Origin of the sequence: Microcoleus sp. Pol12B5, from assembly GCF_036701335.1 — a bacterium.
Classification (GTDB): domain Bacteria; phylum Cyanobacteriota; class Cyanobacteriia; order Cyanobacteriales; family Microcoleaceae; genus Microcoleus.
The window spans coordinates 39778-61311 of the sequence record NZ_JAUBQQ010000025.1; the positions used below are offsets into that span (position 1 = coordinate 39778).

Below are 21534 nucleotides of genomic sequence, written 5' to 3' on the forward strand. Positions count from 1 at the left end.
AGTTTCAAAAGTCTCTGGACGCAGAAACACAATTCTGCTTTTTGCCTTCATACTGCTTCTACGGGCGAGATAGCACTGCTGCTGAAAGCAATGCACAATTTCTCAGAATCAAAGGAGTGCATCTACATGATTAAACCTTGCAGTCAACCGCTAAAAATAAACCCTTTTACCTGTTATCGCGATCCGGCTACAGGCAGGTGGACTACTGTAGTTACAAGTGTTCCAAACACTGGCGAAACAGACTCTAGTTTAAAAGCAGAAGCCGAAGGCGAAAACGAAGGTAAAGCAGAAACGATCCTTTCTGCTTCGCCTGCTGTCTCGGTGTCGAAAAAAGTCCTTTCTTTCTCCCTGCCTCCGTTTAAACACCGTGCCCAAAAATCTGCTGTTAGTGTCAGCAGGTAGCTATAGCAGGGGTCTAATCTAGTTTCCACGGTTAGTCCCCGGCGATCGTCAACCCAAACAAAACAAACTTATCCATAGCCTAAACTGCCAAAAAGCGATATACTGGCAGCAAACTTTTTCATGCAATATCCGTGAAGTATTTGCTCGATCGCTGCCTCCACTTGGTATGGACAGACCGACCAATTCGCCAGCGGGGAACAATCATCGTTGCTATCCCCATTATTTTTCTGTTTGCTTCCCTGCTAGCAATTGCAGCCCTCCGAGAGATTACCATACAGATAAGAGAGCGAGGAGATACTAACAGGGCAATACTTCAGGAAACTAACCGCTTGTTAACCCTTGTGGTGGATGCAGAAACGGGCATTCGAGGTTACGGCTTGACGAAGCGCCCCGCATTTCTCTCACCCTACTTAGAAGCCAAGAAGAGTTTGCCTCCGCTGCTGGCTAAACTCAAGGTTATGGTTCAAGAGAACAAACTGCAAGCTCAGCGATTTGAAGATATAAAAAAAAGTACCGAACAGCATATAAATTTCTTGCAAAACACTTTGAATAAGCTCGACAGTTCGGCAACAAGCCTGCAGTCGCCGGAAATAATTGAGGTGTTCACTCAAGGCAAATTGAGGAGGGATAACCTGCGTGCAAAAATTAATGTGTTTGCTAATGCCGGCGAAGCCTACCAGAAAGCTCTAGATGAGCAAAGACGGGGTTTGATAGATTTCACTAATTTTGTGCAAGTTGCTGGTTTGCTTTTCGGCTGTTTGGGCGCAGGGGCTTCATGGTATTTATTTGATGCTTTAGAGAAGGAGTTGAGGAAGCGGGAAGCAGGATTGGAAGAAAGTACAAGTCGCATTCAAGCTGTGGTAGACAATGCGGCCGACGGGATTATCACTTTGGACGCAGGGGGAAATATTGAGTCTTTTAATAAGGCAGCAGAAAAGATTTTTGGCGCGAAAGCCGATCGAATAATTGGCTCTAACTTGCGGCGACTGATAGCTCAACCGCAGCCTTACAGCACCGCGGGGGATTATTCGATCGAATATTTTGTGTTACATCCAGATACTCCGCTGAAGACTTACCAGCAAGAAACAGTTGGAATTCGCCACGACGGAACTAAGTTTCCGATGGAGTTAGCTATCAGCGAAATGCGTCTGGCAAATCAACACTTGTTTATTGCGATTTGCCGCGATGCCAGAGGACGAAAACAAGCCGAGGAAACTCTGCGAAAGCAAGCGCAAATGCTGGATTTGGCCAACGATACGATCGCGGTACTAGACTTGAATGGGGCAATTTCTTATTGGAATTCCGGGGCAAAGTGGCTCTACGGCTGGCGGAAGTCGCAAGCAATAAGAAAAAATATTCACAAGCTTTTAAAAACAGAATGGACTCAACCTTTTGAGGCTATTCAAAAAGTGTTTTTGGATCGGGGTTCTTGGCAAGGAGAACTGGTGCGAACTAAGAAAGACGGGACAAAAATAACGGTGGCGAGCCGATGGACTTTGCAGTACGACGATCAAGATCAACCGGTTGCTATTTTGGAAATCAGCAACGATATTAGCGATCGCAAACGCTCAGAAATTGCTTTAGCCCAAAGCGCGCAGCGGTTTCGTGCTACTTTTGAGCAGGCGGCAGTCGGCATGGTTCAAGCGAGTGTAGAAGGTAAATTTCTGTTAGTCAATCAAAAACTTTGCGAAATTTTGGGCTACAGCCGCCCAGAATTGGTGGAGAAAAAATTTCAGGATATTACTTGGCATGGAGATTTGGCAAGTGAACTGGAACTTGTGCGCCAATTGTTAGCAGGAGAAATTGAAAATTTCTCTCTGGAAAAGCGCTACATCCGCAAAGACGGAGAGTTGGTGTGGGCAAACTTGACGGTTTCGCTGCTGCGAGAACAAAATGGCACTCAATTTCTGATGAGTGTGGTTGAAGATATTAGGGATCGCAAACAAGCGCAGGAATCGCTGCGGTTGCGCGCTCAAGAATTGAGGTTAACAGCTCAAAATCTGGCTCAAACGACGAATGTTTTAAGAAAGCGGAATCAAGAATTAGACCAGTTTGCTTATGTAGTTTCTCACGATTTGAAAGCGCCACTCAGGGCGATCGCAAATCTCAGCAGTTGGATAGAAGAAGACCTCAGCGAATCGATGACAGAGGATACTCTCCACCAAATGAACCTGCTGCGTGGCAGAGTTCACAGGATGGAAGGTTTGATTGAGGGACTGTTGCAATATTCCCGCGTCGGACGAATTCAAGTGCCTTCAGAAATGGTAAAAGTTGATAATTTATTAGCCGAAATAATTGATTCGTTGGCGCCACCCTCTGGATTTGAGGTTAAAGTTGAACCGGGAATGCCAACTTTTGTGACAGAAATATTGCTGTTGCAACAGGTTTTTTCAAATTTAATTACCAACGCAATTAAGCACAACCGAGCTGAATCGGGTCACGTAAAAATCTCGGTTAAAGAGTTAGATGATTTTTACGAATTTTCTGTAGAGGACGACGGGCCGGGAATTGATCCTCAATATCACGATAAAGTTTTTGTGATTTTTCAGACCTTGGAAGCTCGCGATAAAGTAGAAAATACTGGGATTGGTTTGTCGCTGGTGAAAAAAATTGTCGAAGGTCAAGGGGGCAGTATTTCCATAGAATCTGCCGAAGGTGAGGGAGCAACTTTTCGGTTTACTTGGCCGAAGCAACCTATTAGCCAAGACGGAACATAAAACAACTTTAAAGGTAGGATGTTTAAGAATTACCGCACTCCAAAGAGTAAATGTAGGGTGCAGACGGACTACAGAGAAACCGATAGCGAGTTTTTAAGCTGGATCACAACGAATTTCGATGATAAATCCATCAGGATCGTAAAAGTAAATGCCGCGTCCTGTAGCGCGAGTGACGGGGCCGCTGTCGATCGCAATTTGATTAGACTTTAGCACTTCCAGAGCGCGATCGAACAAAGCCGGCTCGATGTCGAAGGCTAAGTGGTTGGCGCGGGTAAAAGCTTTCTCCGGGTCTGGGTTTGGCGGTTCCAAGTCTGGCTGCCAAAATAAGTCGATAACAGTACCGTCTGGGGTAACGAAATTAGCGACTTTACCAGCGGCTACCATTTCTGTTAAAGTTGCGGGAATTTCTGCGCCTGTTAGTTCGTGCAGGCCGAGAATTGTACCGTAGAAGTGGCGGGAAGCTTTCATGTCGCGCACGTTTAAAGCGATATGGTGAACGCGGCGCAAATTCCCCGACGCGAGGACAATTTTGACGTTGTTTTCGGTAGTTTGCATGATTGTCATCAATTGCGAATGTTCAAATTGAAAGCAGTTTTATTTATTCAGATAGTCTGCTGTAAAATAAGCATTTTCAGTGGGTAGTCAGGAGTGGAACCCTGCGATTTCTAGGAGGACTGAAGTCCTCACTACCAACACTTTTATTCGGGTCGTGCGATCGCACATCATATCCATTAGTATTATTTTTCTTTGGGAAACGATGCCATGCCTACAAATAGCATGGTCAGACCACCTGCCAGAATGGCGAAGGCAAGTACACCTACAACTAAATCTAATCCCGATGTATTTTCCATTAAGTTAAACTGTTCTCCAATTAAATACAATCATCGGTATTTGTTCATGGTTGAGTGCTTGCACACAAGGGGGAAAAGAAGAAGAAAAAAAATAGCTTTCAACTTATGAGAAAAAAAGCCTATTAATTTCTTCCCTCTTCCCTAAACATCCATCCGTTAAATCAGTTAAATCCTGTACACTGCTTAGTTGCCGAACTTCTTATTTCGCCAATTCTCGATCGATAGCAGCGATTAGTTCTGGCGAATCGGGGCCAACACTGCTGCGAAATCTGGCAACCACTTCACCCTGTTTGCTAACTAAGAATTTCTCAAAATTCCAGGAAACCTCACCCTTGGGATCGACTGCACTCGTAAGCTTAGCGTACAGCGGGTGTTGCTGAGTGCCTTTAGCGCGTACTTTGTCAAATAATTCAAAGGTTACGCCGTACTTGGTAGTACAGAAATTGACGATTTCTGGATTACTTCCGGGTTCTTGACCTCCGAAGTCGTTGCAGGGAAATCCTAAAACACGGAGTCCAGCCGCGCTGTACTTCTTGCTCAATTCTTCGAGCCCTTTGTATTGAGGTGTATAGCCACATTTGGAAGCTACATTAACTATCAAGAGTACCTGGCCAGCGTACTCTCCTAGCTGCTTGTCTTCGCCTGCGATCGTTTTTACTTTAATGTCGGAGATTGTGCTGGGCATTTTCAAATACTTTTAAATTTGACCACCACAATTTTACCGCAACTCGGTACAATTTTGTCTAGATGCCCATCGCTAAAAATTTAAATAGCCCGGTCGGGGCGGGTTGACGGATATCAGGCTTATATTATAGATATTGGTGAACCCGCCTCTACCAAAATCACGATTAATTTACCGAACATGATCTTAATAGACGGCGGTGAACTTTCCCACAGCATCTATCGGCAAAGTCAGCCATTAGATTTAAGTTTCTCGCTAATAGCTAAAATCTACACCAAAAAGAACGAATATTTTAACTCTCTGAGTGGTGTTCCGTCATCCATTTTTGGTAAGTATCCTCAAGTTGCTTGTCTTCGAGAACGAGTTCTAGGCGAACTTTGACGCAACCGTGACGAGGTTGAGAGGCGATCGAATTTAAGATTTTGCTAGCTTTCTGCACAGAGGTAAATTCCGCCTTAACTGTCGGTTCATGGCGATCGCTCTTAACCTCCGTCAAATCTATACCGGTGATGTTTCCCTCGCCTAAATCTATTTCGGCCAACACCTTCGGATCGTCGCCGACTTGTTCGACAATCAGCTTTTCCCACTGGATGGGTACTTGTACCATCCGAGTTTCAATTTCTTTACGCACTATGACTTCGCCGACTTTCCGCTTGCTGCGATTGATCACCAATCGTTCTTCTAGCAGGCGAATTACTTCTTGATCAACAATATCGAAGTTTTCCTCATCCTCATCTGTCTCCAAATTTGGATCTGTGAGCTCGGCATCTGTTAGATTTGACATATCTGTTGAGGGATTGGTTAACTCACTGTTGCTAAATTCACTATGCGTTCCAGAGGCATTTTCTAAATACGGATGCTCGCCATTAGCCGACACGAACGGCAGCAAATCGATTTGACCCGAATTAATAGTTACAAACAGCGCTTTTTGATGATAATCTACTTTTTTGAGCAGCTTAATACTTAATAAAAAAGTGCGGGTATTTTCGCTGCCTAGCCCGGCAACCACAAAGTTTAACTGACCGTTAGCATCAAAATAGACATCTTTAACTTTGCCGACCAAGTGACCTTGGTTGTCTTTGACGGTAAAACTTTTTAGCTTCGTTCTGACTTTTTCAGGAACCTGGTTGAGACGGGTTATTGATTTGGCAGTTGCTATCTTTTCTGCTGATGCTTGACCGTTCATTTTTTAAACTTTCCTGCTTAGGGATTTTTATTATCAATTGGTAAGGGGAAATTGGTAAAGGCGGGGAAAGTGGATAAACGTTGCCAAAACTAGACAAGTTTTGTACCCCCCCCCGCCGCTCACATAGGAATTGCGCGATCGCTACCAATCCAATCAAACCTGCGCGGTGACAGAATTATGTCATTAAGGCGCAATTCCTATGCAATAGCTGTTGCGGTTGGTTTAGATCTTTGGATTTTTATTATCTACAACCGCAGTTCCATCAGTTTGAACGTCTAATTCTTCACGACGCAAGGTTTCTTCGCCCTCAACCGTGCTGCGAACAACTTCTTTTCTGACGTTGACTTCTTCCCGGACGAAAGCTTCCTTATGGATGTCGGCCGTTTCTTCGTAGACTTCCATGCGTGCAACTTCCCCTGATTGGAAGTCAGCCTCACCGACTGAAACTACTCGACCTGCTTCTACCGGGGTTACTCGATCAATTACGACTCGTTCTTTTTCAATTGGTACTGAAGCTCGCGCTGTTTCAGTTTCCACGCGCTTGCCAACTGCTACTTCGCCTGTTTTTGCGCGGTGTTTGTTGGCAATCAAGCGTTCTTCATAAAGCTTGAGATTTTGGTGCTGCTGTTCGTTGGTTTCGTAGAGGGGGCGGTCGATATCGTAGTTGTAGCTACTGCGATCGTAGCTAGCAGGAGTTGCAGTGCTTGCAGCAGCGGCAGTTCCTTGATTGCGGTAGACGCCTCTTACCTGTTCTTCGCGATCGTAATCTACTGCTTCTAATTCATTGTAAGCCGGCAATTGTTCTGCTTGAGCTTTGCTGCGAAGGCCTGTTGCGTAGACCCGATGGGAGCCGTAGTCGAAGCGAGCCGAGCCGATTGGCAACAATACTTTTTTGCCAAAAATCCAAATACCGGTGTCAATTACCAGATAGCGGAAACGACCCGTGTCATCAACCAAAGCATCATAAACGGTGCCTACTTTTTCATCCGAGTCGCCAGCATAAACATCAAATCCCTTGATGTCGTCTCCCGCAAAGATCTCTTCCTGATAATTAGGATAAAATTCTGCTAATCTTTGAAGTGCCATGTGTTTTTCCTCTTTGTTCTACTTAAATTAATAGTAGAAATTAATTCGTTCAGTTCCCTCTCCCTAAAGTCAGAAGTGTATCATTTAGGTTGTTTAATCCTATAGGAATACTACGGCATCTTTTTTTCGGTGCTAGCGCGCTCAGCTATTTTAAAGATTGTAAAACTCTACAATCGTCAATCTTATAACAAGTATTAAAACTCAAAACGCACCGTAGGGAAACGGCAAAGGAGTGTCCTACTCCCCCGGCAGGAGACTCCTTTGTGCTGTGCCTACTGTTAATAATTGTTAACTAAGTTGTGAAAAATGAACATTATATAGTAATACATAAAAATCAAAGGCCCTCATCTTGCAGGAGAGGGTAAGGCTGTTTTATTCTCAGGGAAATCATCGTTTTGTAGGGGTAGCACCCCCGTGCCTACCCCCTCCACGGACGTGGGAATGGGTGTTTCAAATATCGGGGCAACCACGGGGGGTTTGCCCCTACGGATAATGAAACAGCCGTTTAGGAGAGGGGCTTCAGGAAAGCTAGAAATTTTAAGTTCAGAGTTGATTGAATTGAGTTCTGATAGCTTCTATCCGACTGCGGTTAACCCCCAAATCGGACTGTCCCAGACGGGAAGCCGATCGCACATGAATGACTTTTGCTCCATCATCTACCAAAAATTCAACGTCATCAACAAACCCCATCAAAGCACTGGTGAACTCCGCATAGAGGTAATTATCAGTTGCCGTGATAATTTTAGTTTTTCCATAGGAGTCGATTACCCCTTTTAGCTTTACCATCGCTTCACTCTGGGACGAAGTGTAAGCCAAAGGCTCAATTTTGTGTTCGGCATCTTGACTGAAGCTGCTGACGCAGTTGGGGGAACTCGGGCACGCTGCGAGTTTTCCTGACTGAATCCCGATATTGGCAGGTCTTGTTCCAGCAAACATTGTTTTTTCTCCGGGTATAGCGATAAAAGTAGCGATCGACAGTACCGCTACTGCTAGCAGTGATATTAAAATAACTAGGACTCTTTTCAACGCTGTCGGCGATTTTGTTTCAACTGTTTGCAAAGGATTAGCCCTCCAGAAAGTGCAAGTTGGATATAATACCAAATCCGGCTTAAATACCCCCTTTATTTCTTAGTCTGCTAAGGCAGACTTCGTTTGTCTAGTAGCGGTTTCAACCGCCGAATCATAAAGGGTATGGCAAACCCAGATTTGGTCTCCTTTTCATATTAATTGAAATTGACCTCTAAAATTTAAAAAGATTTTTTTTGTTCTTCAATTAACCAGTAAGTCAGCATTCTTCCTTTACCTTTAACCGGGATATGACCCCGTTCTTCCAAAACAAACTGCTCTTTCAAACGCTCATAAGTCGCAGCCGTCACTTGAATTTTACCCGGCAATCCGTTCGACTCCATCCGCGAAGCTACATTAACAGTATCCCCCCACAAATCATAGCTAAATTTACTAATCCCAATAATTCCAGCCACCACCGAACCGCTGTGAATTCCGAGCCTCAATTGAAAATTTTCTCCCATTTTGGCATTAAATCTCCTCAAAGCTGCCTGCATCTCCAAAGCTAAAAGTGCGATCGCCTCAGAGTGATCCTCCCGCGGCGTCGGCAAACCCCCAACCACCATGTAAGCATCCCCAATCGTCTTAATCTTTTCCAACCCGTGCAATTCAGACAACCTATCGAACTCCGAGAAAATCCCGTTCAAAATTTCTACCAACTGCGTCGGACTTTTGTGAGCCGAAAACTCTGTAAAACCCACCAAATCAGCAAACAAGACGCTCACATCATCAAAATGATCCGCTATCAACTTTTGCTCTTTTTGTAAGCGCTCCGCAATAGGTTTCGGTAAAATATTCAGCAGCAATTTCTCTGTTTGTCCTTGCTGCACTTTCAGCGCTGCTTCAGCTTGTTTCCGCTGAATCAACGAACCGAGCTGCGTAGCAACGGCACTCACTAATTCCAACAAGCGAGGCTGACATTTCAGAACTTTTTCGCGATAAAAAATCAAAATAGCTAACACTTGATTGTCCGCCACAATTGGCACCCCAAAAGCCGCTTTCAATCCCACACTCACCGCAATTTCCGCTCGTAAAAAAACTTGTTCCGGTGCAGTAGAAACATCATCGATCCATTCAGAGTGCTGCGACTGCCAAATCCTACCTGGGAGTCCCACACCGGGAGCAAAAATCAACTGCCAACTTGTTTGTCGGAATTCGGCAAAACTGGAGTCGCTGACGTACCTGCCTGTCGCGCATTTTAAAAAGCCCTCACTGCAAGGAATCCAAGCTTCGCCCAGATTCCATTCAATAGTTTGGCAAATTAAACCTAAAATCACATCTATAGCCGACTCAAAATCCTCAGATTTGCTAATAGCTTGAGTTGCCTGCAGCAGCAATCTTGTTTCCATTTCCACCTGGTGGCGTTCAGCTATTTCCTGGTGCAACTGGATATTTTGAGCAGTCAATTTTTGATTTTTTTCTTGCAATTGCATTTGCAATGAACGCACAGTAAGTTGATTGCTCACTCGCGCCAAGACTTCTTTCACCTGAAAAGGTTTGGTGATATAATCGGCTCCGCCCACTTCAAAAGCTTGTGCTTTATTTATTCCTTCTTCTAGCGCGCTGAGAAAAATTATGGGAATTTCCCTAAATTGCGATTGTGCTTTTAATTTTTTACATAGTTCGTAGCCGTCAATATCAGGCATCATAATATCGAGCAGAATCAAATCGGGGGGGCTAGATTGAATTGCATCTAACGCCGAAAAACCATTAGTAACGGGTCGAACTTTATAGCCATTTTTTTGCAAAATTCTAATCAACAAACGCAGATTATCTGGCGTATCGTCAACTACTAAAATATCGGCTTGATAGTTTTCAGTTTGTTCCGCCTTGATCTGCATTATCTGATTCCTCCGCCTCGGCAATTAAATTGAGAATTTTCTGGTAATCAAAATTATCGAGATGACCCTGGAGGATTTCCGCTAATTCAGGATGAGGCTCCCTTATTTCGTCGATTGTCCTGACAATTAAGTCAAAATCAGCACTGCGGATTACCTGCTTTATGTTGTCTATCCATTGTGCCGGAAGTGTAGGTAAATAAGCAAGCGCAGCATTAGGGAGGGAGCCAGATAAATTATTTCGATCGCCTATTGAGATAAAGTCCGTTGAGTTAGAGTACAGATACTTAACCCCCAAATGTTTGGTCAGGGTATCAAATATATCTGTTTTGCGGAAAGGTTTGCTAATAAAATCGTCGCAGCCGACCAGTAAAGCGAACGCTTGCCTTCCTTCAATTGTACTAGCTGTCAAAGCAATAATCTTCGGAATCGGGGAGTCGGGATGGGAAATATTCATTTCCCCCTCTTGCTCTCTCTGCTTGATTCTTGCCTTAATTTGTTTAGTAGCTTCGTAGCCGTCCATCACTGGCATTCGCACATCCATCAAAATTAAATGCGGATGCCAATTTTCCCACATTTCTATTGCTTCCTGACCGTTGGTGGCTTGTTCCAGCGCGAAACCCAAAGGAGAAAGCATTTTGACTAAAAGTTGGCGGTTGTCTTCGCGATCGTCCACAATTAAAACCCGGTAGCACGGTTGATTGGGTTCCAACCCACTAACTTCGCGGTTAAGTTCCGGATCGGGAATCTCACCAACATCAACTGCACTGACTGGAATTTCAAATTTAAAAGTGGTGCCAAGTTCCAGTTGACTTTCTACGACAATTTCTCCTCCCATCAGGCGGACAAATTGACGGCTGATTTTCAATCCTAAACCCGTACCTTTCTGAGTTTTTTGACCGGAAGCTGTTTGTACAAAAGCCTTAAAAATATTGCCCAATTCTTCGGGAGCAATGCCAAATCCTGTATCTTCAATTTCAAAGAGAAGGAAAAAACTAGGCACTGTTGAATCCTCAGCATCATCGCTGCATTCAACATTGGCAAAATCACTGCTAGTTCTCGCAAAATCCCGAATGCTTCTTGTAGTATCAAAGCAAGCTGTGGGACTATCCAATAAATCCAGAAATCCAGATTTCTCTAACTTTATAACTCTTAAGATGATTTCGCCTGTTTGGGTAAACTTAATCGCATTACTCAGAAGATTAATCAGCACTTGCCGCAGTTTAATATCATCGGTTCGCACGTACTGAGGAACGTCAGCATCGCGCTGGAAATGCAACTGCAATTCTTCATTATGGACCCGCAGTTGAAACATATCTTGCAAATCGTCAAGCAAGCGGTAGAGGTCGAAGTTTTTCGGGTTGAGTGTCATCCGCCCCGCTTCGATTTTTGACAAGTCTAAGACTTCATTGATCAAGGTAAGCAAGTGTTCGCCACTACGGCGAATAATTCTCATATTTTCTCGGTTTTCTACAGTAAGATCCGGGCTGGGTTCCATGATTTGTGCAAAGCCGAGTATAGAATTGAGAGGGGTGCGTAACTCGTGGCTCATATTGGCAATAAACGTGCTTTTAGCTTTGTTTGCTGCTTCAGCAGCTAATGCGGCTTGTTGCAGTTGTTCTGTGCGTTCGTCAATTTGGGCTTCTAAGGTGTGGTGGTAATCTGCTAGTATTTTTTCGGCTTGTTTGCGATCGCTAATATCTTGAAAAGCTGCGATCGCATAAACAATATTTCCGCTAGCGTCAAAAATCGGCGTGGTATTGATCTCGATCGCAACTCTTTTGCCATCTTGACGGATTTCTACATCGTCAACCTTGACAGATTCTCCTTTCAGTGCGCGCAAAATTGGCAGATTATCCGGCGGGTACAGATCATCAGTATTGGCAACATAAAGTTGATAAGTGGCAGCTAATTGTTCCGCAGTGCTTTCCGGGATCGTGTCTTCACCCAGCAAATCCCGCGCTGCCTGGTTGAAATAGGCGATCGAGCCATCGGGATGATAAACAGATACCCCCACTGGTAAAGCTTCTAAAAATTGACTCAGGCGGCTTTCACTCGCAGACAGCGCCTCATTTACTAGCTTTAACTCCTCGTTTACTTCTTGGCGCTTATGAATTTCATCGGTTAACTTTTGATCTTGCAAATAACTGTGAACTGCTTCTACTACCGTTAATTTTAAGTCTTCATTTTGCCAAGGTTTAGGAATATAACGGTACAATTTAGCATACTTAATAGCATTACTCAGGGCTTCCAAATCAGCTTGCCCCGTTAGCATTATGGTCAGAGTCTCCGGCGAGCTTTCGTGAATTCTTCTGAGCAGTTCATCCCCTTTAATATCCGGCATGATATAATCGGAAAGCACCAAAGCAATCTCGTATTCATCTGCCTGCAAATCTGCCAGCAACTCTAAGGCATCAGCCCCACCTTCAGCGGTTTCAATTATACACCGATCGCCGATCGCCTTTTTCAGTTCAATTTTTAAACTGTTCAAAACATCAGGTTCATCATCAATACAAACAATCACAGGTTTTTTCATAACTTAGCCAGGCCAGATTTTATAGTCTCTATTAAGTCTTTGCTTTGCCAGGGTTTGTACAAACAACAGTATAAATCTGCTTCTTCTACTGCCCGCTGAACAGCCGCTGCATCCGCTTGTCCAGTCAACATCACTTTAATAATTTTAGGATATTTTTGGTGAACTTTAATTAAAAGTTCGTCACCTTTAATTCCCGGCATCAGCCAATCAGAAACAACCACAATCACCTGAGCTTTTTCTTGAAAGTCCTCCAGTAAACCTAAAGCTTCATCACCACTTTCAGCTAATTCATAAAAGTAATCATTTTTAAATTCTTTTTTGAGCTGAATCTTGAGAGTATTCAAGATATCCGGTTCATCATCAACGCAAAGAATTATAGGCTTATTCATCTTTTGCTCTCTGCTTAAATTTTAGTAGGTTTACCGACATGAGTTGCTTTTACATTATGGATTTCCGCCAAGTATGCAGGATATCTGTCTCCTATCTTATTTTAATAGGACTTCCGAAGATAAACCCGGTCTCTTGTAATAAATCTTGTGTTTGTCAGCGAGACAGCGATGACTGCCACCGCGAATTAGCCCCCTGCAAGTAAGTTTTGTTTAATAAATTGGCAGCGAGACTGTAAAAGTTGTCTGCCCCGGTACAGAATCTACAGCAATTGTGCCTTGGTGTTTTTCCACAATTTTTCTTACAATATCCAATCCCAAACCGCTACCTTCGCCTGCAGATTTAGTTGTAAAAAACGGCTGAAAAATTTTGGAAATAACTTCTGAGGGAATACCTTTGCCGTTATCAGTAAACTTGAGGAAAATAGTTGCCTCTTGCTGCCGAGTTTCAATAGTTAAAATACCTTTATAATCCATTGCTTGCAAGGCATTATGAACAAGATTCGTCCAAACTTGATTTAAGTCATCGGGATAGCACATAATGTCTGGTAAATCTCCATAATCTTTAACTACTTCTATACCGTGTTTCAGTTGATTTTGATAAAGAGTTAACACCGTTTCAATGCCATCGTGCAAGTTCGCCTGGACTTTTTCTGGTTGGCTATCAAAATGAGCGTAGGTTTTTAAGGCAAATACTACTTTCCCCGACTTCGCTGTCGCTCTTTGGATCAGGCTAATACTTTTTTTAAAGCTCGCAAACTGGTAAGCACTATTTAAAACTACTTCCCAATCCGGTGATTTAAAAAGTGGCAAGATATCTTCTATGTTTTCGTAGATTCCCATGTCTACTAAAGTATCCGCAATTTCCTCCGGGTTGTCAACATATTCTGCAATCAAATTCCCCGTCAACTGCTGCTTAAATTTCCGTTTCTCTCTGCTTGTAAATAAAACTTCTTGATGGGTTGCTCTGTACATTAAAGCTAAAAAATAAGCTTTGCTTTCCTCCGAAAGTTGTTGATAAATTTCAGGAAATTTTTCTAAAAACTCGTCGGAAAAATTAGCTATATTATTAATAGAGGAACCTATAATGCCCAGAGGCGTATTAATTTCGTGGGCAATGCCGGCAATCAGTTGTCCCAGGGCTGCCATTTTTTCCGATTGAATCAAATGCTCTTGAGTGGCTTGCAGTTGGTGCAGTGCCGTTGCTAAATCTTGATTTTTTTCTTGCAAAGTTTGTTGCAGTGAACAAATTTTTAAATGAGTTTCTATCCGGGCTAAAACTTCTTCAACCTGAAACGGTTTAGTAATAAAGTCAACTCCGCCAACTGCAAAAGCTTTAACTTTATCCAGCACGTCATTGATCGCACTAATAAAAATAACAGGAATGTCTTTAGTTATTTCAGAATCTTTGAGTTGCTGGCAAACTTGATAGCCGTCCATTTCCGGCATCATAATATCCAGCAGCACTAGATCCGGGGGTATTTTTTGAGATGCAGACAATGCTAGTTTGCCATTGGGAACCGGGCGAACTTGATAGCCTTTTTCGCTCAAAATTCCTGCCAGCAACCGCAGGTTTTCTGGCGTATCATCCACAACTAAAATATTAGCTCGATTGGTTTTAGGTGAAGTTGAAGTCATCGGGTATTTACTGTTTCTCGCTGAGTTCGATTATGTTCAAAATTCTGTCATATTCAAAATTATTAATGCAATCTTGAAGCTTGCCCGCAAGAGAGGGATTGACAGTGCCGGTTTGTGCGATCGAAGTTGCGATCGCCTCCATGTCTACACTCAAAATACTTTGCTTGAATTGGGCCATCCAGTCTGGAGAAAGAGAGGCGAAAGCCTCCGGTGTCAGCACCTCCTGACTTGACTCCTCTACACCTGCGGTACTTACTGCGGTTGGATCTTCATAAATATAGCGTACTCCTAAATGTTTTCCCATTGCCACAAAGATATCCTCCTCTCGAAACGGTTTCCGCATAAAATCATCACAACCCGCCGAAAGAATCACCGCCCGTTCTTCCTCCAAAACGCTAGCAGTTAGGGCCACAATCGCCGTTGCTTGCCCGCCAGTTGTAGTTTTAATCTGTTTCGTTGCCTCATAGCCGTCCATGACAGGCATTCTCATGTCCATCCAAATCAGATGCGGTTCCCACTCCATAAAAATATCAACCGCTTCTTTACCGTTATTCGCTTCTCTCAACTCAAATCCGAGTGGACTGAGAAGTTTTACTAACAGTTGGCGGTTCAAAGGTTTGTCATCCACGATTAGCAAGCGATAACTCGGTTGATTCGGTTCGAGGGCAACAACTCGACGTTGAGTTTTTTTGCTTTCAATATCACTAGCTTCAACCAGATGAACTTGGATGTCAAACTGAAATACTGCCCCCTTTCCGATCTCGCTACTAACAGTAATTTCACCTCCCATTAATTGCACGAACTGGCGGCTAATAGCTAAACCTAAACCCGTTCCTTCCTGAGAATCTTTACCTGTTTTCGTCTGCACGAATGCTTCAAACAACTGATGGATTTCCTCAGCAGCAATGCCTGCACCAGTATCTTGAACTTCAAAATGCAGCCAGTAGCGGCCGGGTAATTGGTCAGTGCTTTTTTTATGTATATTCCGCTTTCCCCCTTTGACTTGCACCGACACTCCCCCTTCTGAAGTAAATTTAATTGCATTATTGAGCAAATTAATTAAGACTTGCCGCAATTTAACTTCATCAGTACAAATGTAATGGGGAACTTCGGCGTCTCTGTCGAAGATTAACTGCAAACCTTTTTGCTCAGCTTTAAGAGCAAACATATCTTCTAAATCGTCGATTAGTTGGTACAAATCGAAGTTTTTTTCATTAATCGTCGTGCGTCCGGCTTCGATTTTTGACAAGTCTAAAACTTGGTTAATTAAAGCCAGTAAATGTTCACCACTCCGCAGAATAATTCCAACATCTTCTTGATTTTCTTGAGACAACGTTTTACTGCGAAGCATGACTTGAGCAAAGCCTATAACCGCGTTCAGGGGCGATCGCAATTCGTGACTCATATTAGCGAGAAACGTACTCTTCGCTTTGTTTGCTGCTTCGGCCGCTTCTTTCGCCTGCTGCAGTTTGATTTCCGCTTGTTTGTTATCAGTAATGTCTTTAATAAAACCTTCATAGTAAAGCAGATTTCCTGCTTGATCGCAGGCAGCGCGACAATTTTCCGAAATCCAGATTATGCTGCCATCTTTGCGGTAGATTTCCGATTCAAAGTTTGATAGTATCCCGTACTCGTTCATCAGCGCTGCAAATTCGTCGCGGCGGTTCGGTTTCACGTAAAGCTGGTTATAGAAATTCGGCTGTGCTGCTATTAATTCCGCAGGCGAGTCGTAACCGTAGATGTTAGCTAAAGCGGGGTTAGCGCTGATATATTTCCCGTCAATAGCAGTTTGAAAAATTCCATTCAAAGCATTTTCATAAATGTTACGGTACTTTTCTTCTGCTTCCCGGAGGGCAGTTTCTGCTTTTTGGCGCTCGGTAATATCGCTAGAAATCGACAAAAAACAAGCTTCTCCGTCAATATCGATGGTTTCTATCGACAGCAGTGCCGTTCTTTCTGTACCATTTTTATTGCGAAACCTCAGTTCATAATTGTGAAGAGCCGTCTTATTTTTTAACATTTGAATCATGCGGTCGCGCTCTCCCAAACTCGCCCAAAAATTGAGCTGTACCGCTGTTTTTCCAATAATTTCTTCATGACTGTACCCCATCATCCGACAAAAGCTCTCATTGGCTTCTATGTGGCGACCATCGCTGATTCTAGTCAGGGTAATTGCATTAGGACTTAAACGAAAAGCTTTAGAAAACTTTTCTTTTGCCTTGGCAAGATCGGCGGTACGTTCTGCAACTTGCACGGCTAAATTGTCGTTGTATTCTTTTAATACTTTCTCGGCTAGTTTGCGTTCTGTAATATCTTGAAAAGCGCACATCCCGTAGATAACATTTCCTTGAGCGTCATAAATAGGAGTTCCCCAAACTTGCAGGGGAACAGTTTTGTCAGTCGAGAAGATTTCAATGTCATCAACAGTTACACTTTTACCCTGCAAAGCATTTAAAATTGGGTCGCGTTCCGCCGGGTAAATTTTCTCAGTACCAGCTAAATAAACTCGGTAGGATTGACGTAAAGTTTCGGAATTTGCTGGTACAATTCCTTGAGATAAAAGTTGCTTTCCAGTAGGATTAATGTAGTGAGGTTGACCGTTCGGCTCTGCAATAAAAATCCCTAGCGGTACTGCATTAAAAAATTGTTTTACTCGGTTTTCGCTTTCCGAAAGAGAAGTAAATGAATGCTGTAATTGCTCGGCCATGCTGTTAAAAGCAGTGGCAAGTTCTCCGAGTTCATCTTGACGATTCAGAATGAGCTTTGTATCCCATTCATTCCGCGCCAAAGCTTTCGCCGCCGCATTCAATCTTAAAATCGGCTGCACCACCCATTTAGCAGTAAGAATTCCCAGAATTGTCGCCCCAATCAAAGCTGCAACCGACAGCAAAAAAGTCGTGCGCGTATTGGCGTTAATTTGTTCCATAAAGTCCGATTCTGGCACAACTACTACAATCAGCCAATCCAACCCTCGATCGTCTTTAAAAGGAGCTACCTGAATAAAATTTCGCTTGCCATCAACATCAAAAGTAAGTTGTTGAGAATTATTGATTTTAGCTAAGCTATCGTAGGATTTATCTAAATATTGTGCAGTTTGGCTAATTACCCGATTCTCGCTTTCTGAAGCTTTAATGCGCCTTGTTTCTTTACCTTCCACCACGAATTCTGGACTCGCCGTTGAAGTGGCAATTAACATCCCCGATCGCTCCATGACAAAAGTTTGTCCTGATTTGCCAATTTTGAGGCTAACCAGAAATTCTTTGATTCTGGAAAAGAGCAAATCGCTGCCAGCTACTCCTAACAATTTGCCAGCATCGTCGTAGATAGGCAAAGCAGCAGTAATTGCCAGTTCCCTGGTCAAAAAATCTGTATAAATTGGAGTCCAAATATGTTTTTTTGCGGCAGCGGCAGCTAGGTACCAAGGACGAGTTCGCGGGTCGTAAATATTGGGTGAAATTTGCACTGATTGAACGCGATTTCCCTGAGAGTCGGCAGTATATCGAGCTAATTTATTGCCAGTAGAGCTGTCAGCAGCCGATATCAAAATCCCATCTTTAGTGCGAATTGCTCCAGAGTGTTCTCCATTTTCTTTGCCTGTGTAAATGATGCTGATAGAATCAAAATATTGAATTTGTTCGAGGAAATGATGTTCTAGTTTTTGCTTGTCTTCTAGGTTCAACTGCCCCAGTTTTATGCCTTGAACGTTCAGGTGATTGACAATGTGGGGAATTGACATATAATGTTCCATGCGGTCTTTGATGCGATCGCTAATTTCTCCCCGCAACTGAGCGGCAACATCGTTGACTGCTCGCTGACCGTTTTGGAAAGATAGCCAACCTACAAGTCCTACCGTGCCGACAATTTGCACTAAAAAAGGAACCACAAGCACCGTTTGTAATGGAACTTTGCCGATAATTTTTGTAGCCAAACGATTGAGGGGCTTAGGAAACATATTCATCCTCAGAGGAATTGGGCATTGGGAATTGGGCATTGGTAATTGTTGGGAGTTTTAAGTGTAAATTATGTTCCCTTTGCCCTTCCTTTTCTCCTTATGCTGTAGTTTACTGACGACAGTACCGTCGATCAATTCATATCAAAATAGCGTATTTCTACTCAGAGTTTTTTCGTAACTATTGATACAGATCATTGGGCGCGATCGACCTAAGTCGAAATCATCTGATCTATTGCACCATTCTCAATTACTTATTTAGGAACAGGCTTTTCGGCCTGTTCCACAAGAGATGAATTTTATTGTGGAACAGGCAAGATCCCTGTTCCACAACAAGTACATTTTCTTGTGGCGTGGGCATCCTGCCCGCCCAGGGAAGGGTTATTGAGAATGGTGCAACATCTCAGTTTGAACAAACAGTAGCTAACAAGCACACACCCAAAAAATCTGTATTTATCTGCGATTCAACTCCATCCTTTCGCCGTAGCGTAAAAGCATATCCAAACTCTCCAAACGATTTTGCCAAGTTTGCACCTGATAGCTATTTTCCGCAGAATGCAAGCGCATCGAAGATTGAAATTGAGATTGAAAACTCCTTAACAATCTTTTAGTAGTTGCTAAACTTTCGGTAGAAGGATTTGCCGCCAACTTGCTCAAAGATTGCGCCAATTCATCCGCTCGACTTTGCAAAACTTTCAGTTCAGATTCTGACACCCGCAACTGATTGTTAGCCAATAAAAAACTCCATTCCTGCTTGAGAGCAGTATACCGCGAAGCCGCCGCCGCAAACGGCTGTCGGTAAGGAATCGGCTCCGCAGCAGAAGTGGAGCGCACTGGGGTGCCTTGAGTGCGGTTAAAAAACCCCTGCATCCCGCTGCTGATACTTTCCACCGCAAAAATAGCATAGCCCCCTGTCGGCAAATCGCGCAAAGCTTGGATTTGGTCGATCGCCACAACTTCCGGGAGAGTCAACAACTTAACCGACGGAGAAATCAAAGCCGAACCCAGAATTTGTTCATTTACCAGCGGTTCGGTGATGCGCTGAAGTCGGTTCGTATCCAAAGCATAAGTCATCGGCACAATCAAATCTACAATGCCCTGACGAGCCCAAACTTCCCAATTTTGCTGAATTTTGTAAATCCGCTGACTTTCTGGGTGCGGAAACACTGCCACCGACAGAATTGTGCGCGGATAATTCTGCCGCAAAAGCTGAGAAACTTCAGCTACAAAACTATTAATTTGATTAGTTTTAAACTCAACCCACTGCCGCCACAAACTGCCGTTCCTGGGGGAAATATTCACGGGATCTGCACCAGTCAACTGCCTGAATTGCTGCCTCGCAGCAATACCATAACCGTAAGTAAAATTCGCATTGTCATCTTGAAAAGGATAGCGAATATAGTCTAATTGCACCCCATCTACTTTGTAGTTATTGGCAATTTCGTTGACTATTTGTAGCAAATAATTCCGCGCTTCCGGGTTCGCAGGATCGAGATAAAATTTACCATCGTTAGGATTTTGCGTGCGTCCTTTATTGTCAATATTTGCCCACTGTGGATGGGCGGAAAGTACCGGGCCTGGATAAGAGCTAGGCTGGCCAATTAAAGTATTGTGGCGCTTATTTCCTGTGGCAAAAACCCAAACCCAAGCGTGCAGTTCCATGCCTCGATCGTGAGCTAATTTAACCGCAGATGCCAGGGGATCCCAGCCAACAGTCAGGGGATTTTGTTGCGGTGCAACTTGACTGGGATAGATCGTATATCCGGCATTCAAAGTTTCAAAGAAAACGGTATTGATCCCGGCGGCGGCGAGTCGATCGAACACTGCGGCCAAACCCTGTTCTGAACGCGCTGCGACGATCGTCCCGCGATCGAGCCAAACCGCCCGAATTTCCGCCCCAACCCGCTGTCCTTCCTTCGGGTAATTTTCCCACAGCAACTGCCGCGCTTCCACCCACTGCGATCTCGCCTCCGCGTAGTTTTGCTGTTGCAGGAGTTGGTCGAAAGTTTGCAAAACCTGCCGCGCTTGGGCGATCGCCCGCACCCTGATCGCTTGCAGAACAGGGGGGCGGTTGGTTGTGGGGCCGCCTCCGCCCTGTTCTGCAGCCACCAGTTGAGGGGAGGTAGCAGCATTGAGATTGATGGCGGTATTCGCTGAATTAGATGCTGTCAGGGCGCTTTCAAACCGGCCGAGGAGGTTAGTGAGTTCTTGGCGCATCAAGTACGCTTCAATGCTGACGATCGGCTTATTAGAATTTGGCTGCACGTCCAAACCCGCCGGTGCCGACTGATCCGAAGGGTCTGTAAAAGTTGCAGGTACTGGATCGGGAAGCGAGCCAGAGGGAGAAAGTCGGCTCAGCGGGGTAGTACGTGGCAAACTAGGGCTGTTTCTAGTGACTCTGGAGGGGGGAGTTGGCAGTGGGGTCGCGACCGCAGTGGGCGGCGCTACAGGCCCAGAAGCGATGGTGCCTCCCCAGCGGGCGATCGAGGCTTGCAGCCAAGCCTTATCTACATTTGCCGAACCGTCGCTACCCCAGCGCCAGCCGAGATAGGTAGCGCGATCCGTGGCGATGGCTGCTGAGGAACCGGAACTATCTTTCCAAGTAGCAATAGTTTGACTGTTCGCATCAGCCGGAATCAAGACACCGCCTTGGACTGAGGTATTTTGTTGGACAGCGGGTATCCAATTGCTAGAAGCGGTGCAGGCGAGATCCCGACAGCGGCTGCGTGGTTGTGGCGTCGCTGGCTGGGTTAACGGAAAAGCCCAATAGGCCCCAAGGAGCGATCGCAAAGATTGGCGCACCAAGGCAGGGGAACTGCGGCCGACGGGGCCCGAAGCAATCAAGCGGCCACCCTGGGAGGCCCAAGCTTCTAAAACTTTAATTTGTGCCGGAGTCAAAGTTTCAATGTTGGGTAAAAACAGCACGTTAACGCCTGTTAAATCCGCCGTACTTTTGATTTCTTCGAGATTGATTGGTTTGTAAGCAATGCCGCTTTCCCAGAGGCGCGTGGTAATCTTTACCCAGTCGGGAGAATTCTCGGAACTGCGAACAACGCCCAGAACTACTTCTGCGAAACTCGGAGAGGGAAATAGGATGAAGAGATTGAGTAATGTACTCGCTATAGTTCCAATTAAGACTTTTTGCAAGAAAGTGAAAAAGCGAATTTTTTGAGCCTGAGAGCAGGCATCAGGCATTTG

At 44.3% G+C, this 21534-nt stretch carries 13 protein-coding genes; 2 read left to right on the forward strand and 11 right to left on the reverse strand.

The genetic code is table 11. The annotated features are described in order from the left end of the window. The first annotated feature begins 126 nt into the window (after positions 1-126). Both QUA24_RS13770 and QUA24_RS13775 read left to right on the forward strand, forming a co-directional pair. Positions 127-402: a hypothetical protein gene (locus QUA24_RS13770; protein WP_333230373.1), complete on the forward strand. Its 276-nt coding sequence runs from the start codon at positions 127-129 to the stop codon at positions 400-402. Between the two features lie 131 nt (positions 403-533). Beyond that, positions 534-3119, forward strand: coding sequence for a PAS domain S-box protein (locus QUA24_RS13775; protein WP_333230374.1), 2586 nt, complete (start codon positions 534-536; stop codon positions 3117-3119). 93 nt (positions 3120-3212) lie between these two features. On the opposite strand, the gene QUA24_RS13780 is transcribed toward QUA24_RS13775, so the two are convergent. The 11 genes from QUA24_RS13780 to QUA24_RS13830 form a co-directional block, all read right to left on the reverse strand. Continuing rightward, on the reverse strand, positions 3213-3674 hold the full coding sequence (locus tag QUA24_RS13780; protein ID WP_333230375.1) for a VOC family protein: 462 nt from the start codon (positions 3672-3674) through the stop codon (positions 3213-3215). 495 nt (positions 3675-4169) lie between these two features. After that, positions 4170-4655, reverse strand: coding sequence for a glutathione peroxidase (locus QUA24_RS13785; RefSeq protein ID WP_333209937.1), 486 nt, complete (start codon positions 4653-4655; stop codon positions 4170-4172). 289 nt (positions 4656-4944) lie between these two features. After that, positions 4945-5838 (reverse strand): DUF2382 domain-containing protein, encoded by an 894-nt coding sequence (locus QUA24_RS13790; protein ID WP_333230376.1) that lies wholly within the window; start codon positions 5836-5838, stop codon positions 4945-4947. Positions 5839-6060: 222 nt separating this feature from the next. Continuing rightward, complete coding sequence (locus tag QUA24_RS13795) at positions 6061-6924, reverse strand: DUF2382 domain-containing protein (protein WP_333230377.1); 864 nt, start codon at positions 6922-6924, stop codon at positions 6061-6063. Between the two features lie 543 nt (positions 6925-7467). Next, entirely contained in the window at positions 7468-7983 is a 516-nt protein-coding gene (locus tag QUA24_RS13800) for a DUF1499 domain-containing protein (RefSeq protein WP_333230378.1), read from the reverse strand. 188 nt (positions 7984-8171) lie between these two features. Next, a complete protein-coding gene (locus QUA24_RS13805; protein WP_333230379.1) occupies positions 8172-9830 on the reverse strand; it encodes an adenylate/guanylate cyclase domain-containing protein in 1659 nt (552 codons plus the stop codon). Further along, positions 9805-12363: a response regulator gene (locus tag QUA24_RS13810; RefSeq protein WP_333230380.1), complete on the reverse strand. Its 2559-nt coding sequence runs from the start codon at positions 12361-12363 to the stop codon at positions 9805-9807. Before QUA24_RS13810 ends, QUA24_RS13805 begins: the two co-directional genes overlap by 26 nt. After that, positions 12360-12752, reverse strand: coding sequence for a response regulator (locus tag QUA24_RS13815; protein ID WP_333209949.1), 393 nt, complete (start codon positions 12750-12752; stop codon positions 12360-12362). The genes QUA24_RS13810 and QUA24_RS13815 overlap by 4 nt, the downstream gene beginning before the upstream one ends. 210 nt (positions 12753-12962) lie before the next feature. Continuing rightward, positions 12963-14387, reverse strand: coding sequence for a response regulator (locus QUA24_RS13820; protein WP_333230381.1), 1425 nt, complete (start codon positions 14385-14387; stop codon positions 12963-12965). 7 nt (positions 14388-14394) lie between these two features. Continuing rightward, positions 14395-18339: a PAS domain S-box protein gene (locus tag QUA24_RS13825; RefSeq protein WP_445242614.1), complete on the reverse strand. Its 3945-nt coding sequence runs from the start codon at positions 18337-18339 to the stop codon at positions 14395-14397. Positions 18340-18789: 450 nt separating this feature from the next. Continuing rightward, positions 18790-21531 (reverse strand): family 10 glycosylhydrolase, encoded by a 2742-nt coding sequence (locus QUA24_RS13830; protein ID WP_445242615.1) that lies wholly within the window; start codon positions 21529-21531, stop codon positions 18790-18792. Positions 21532-21534: the final 3 nt, after the last annotated feature.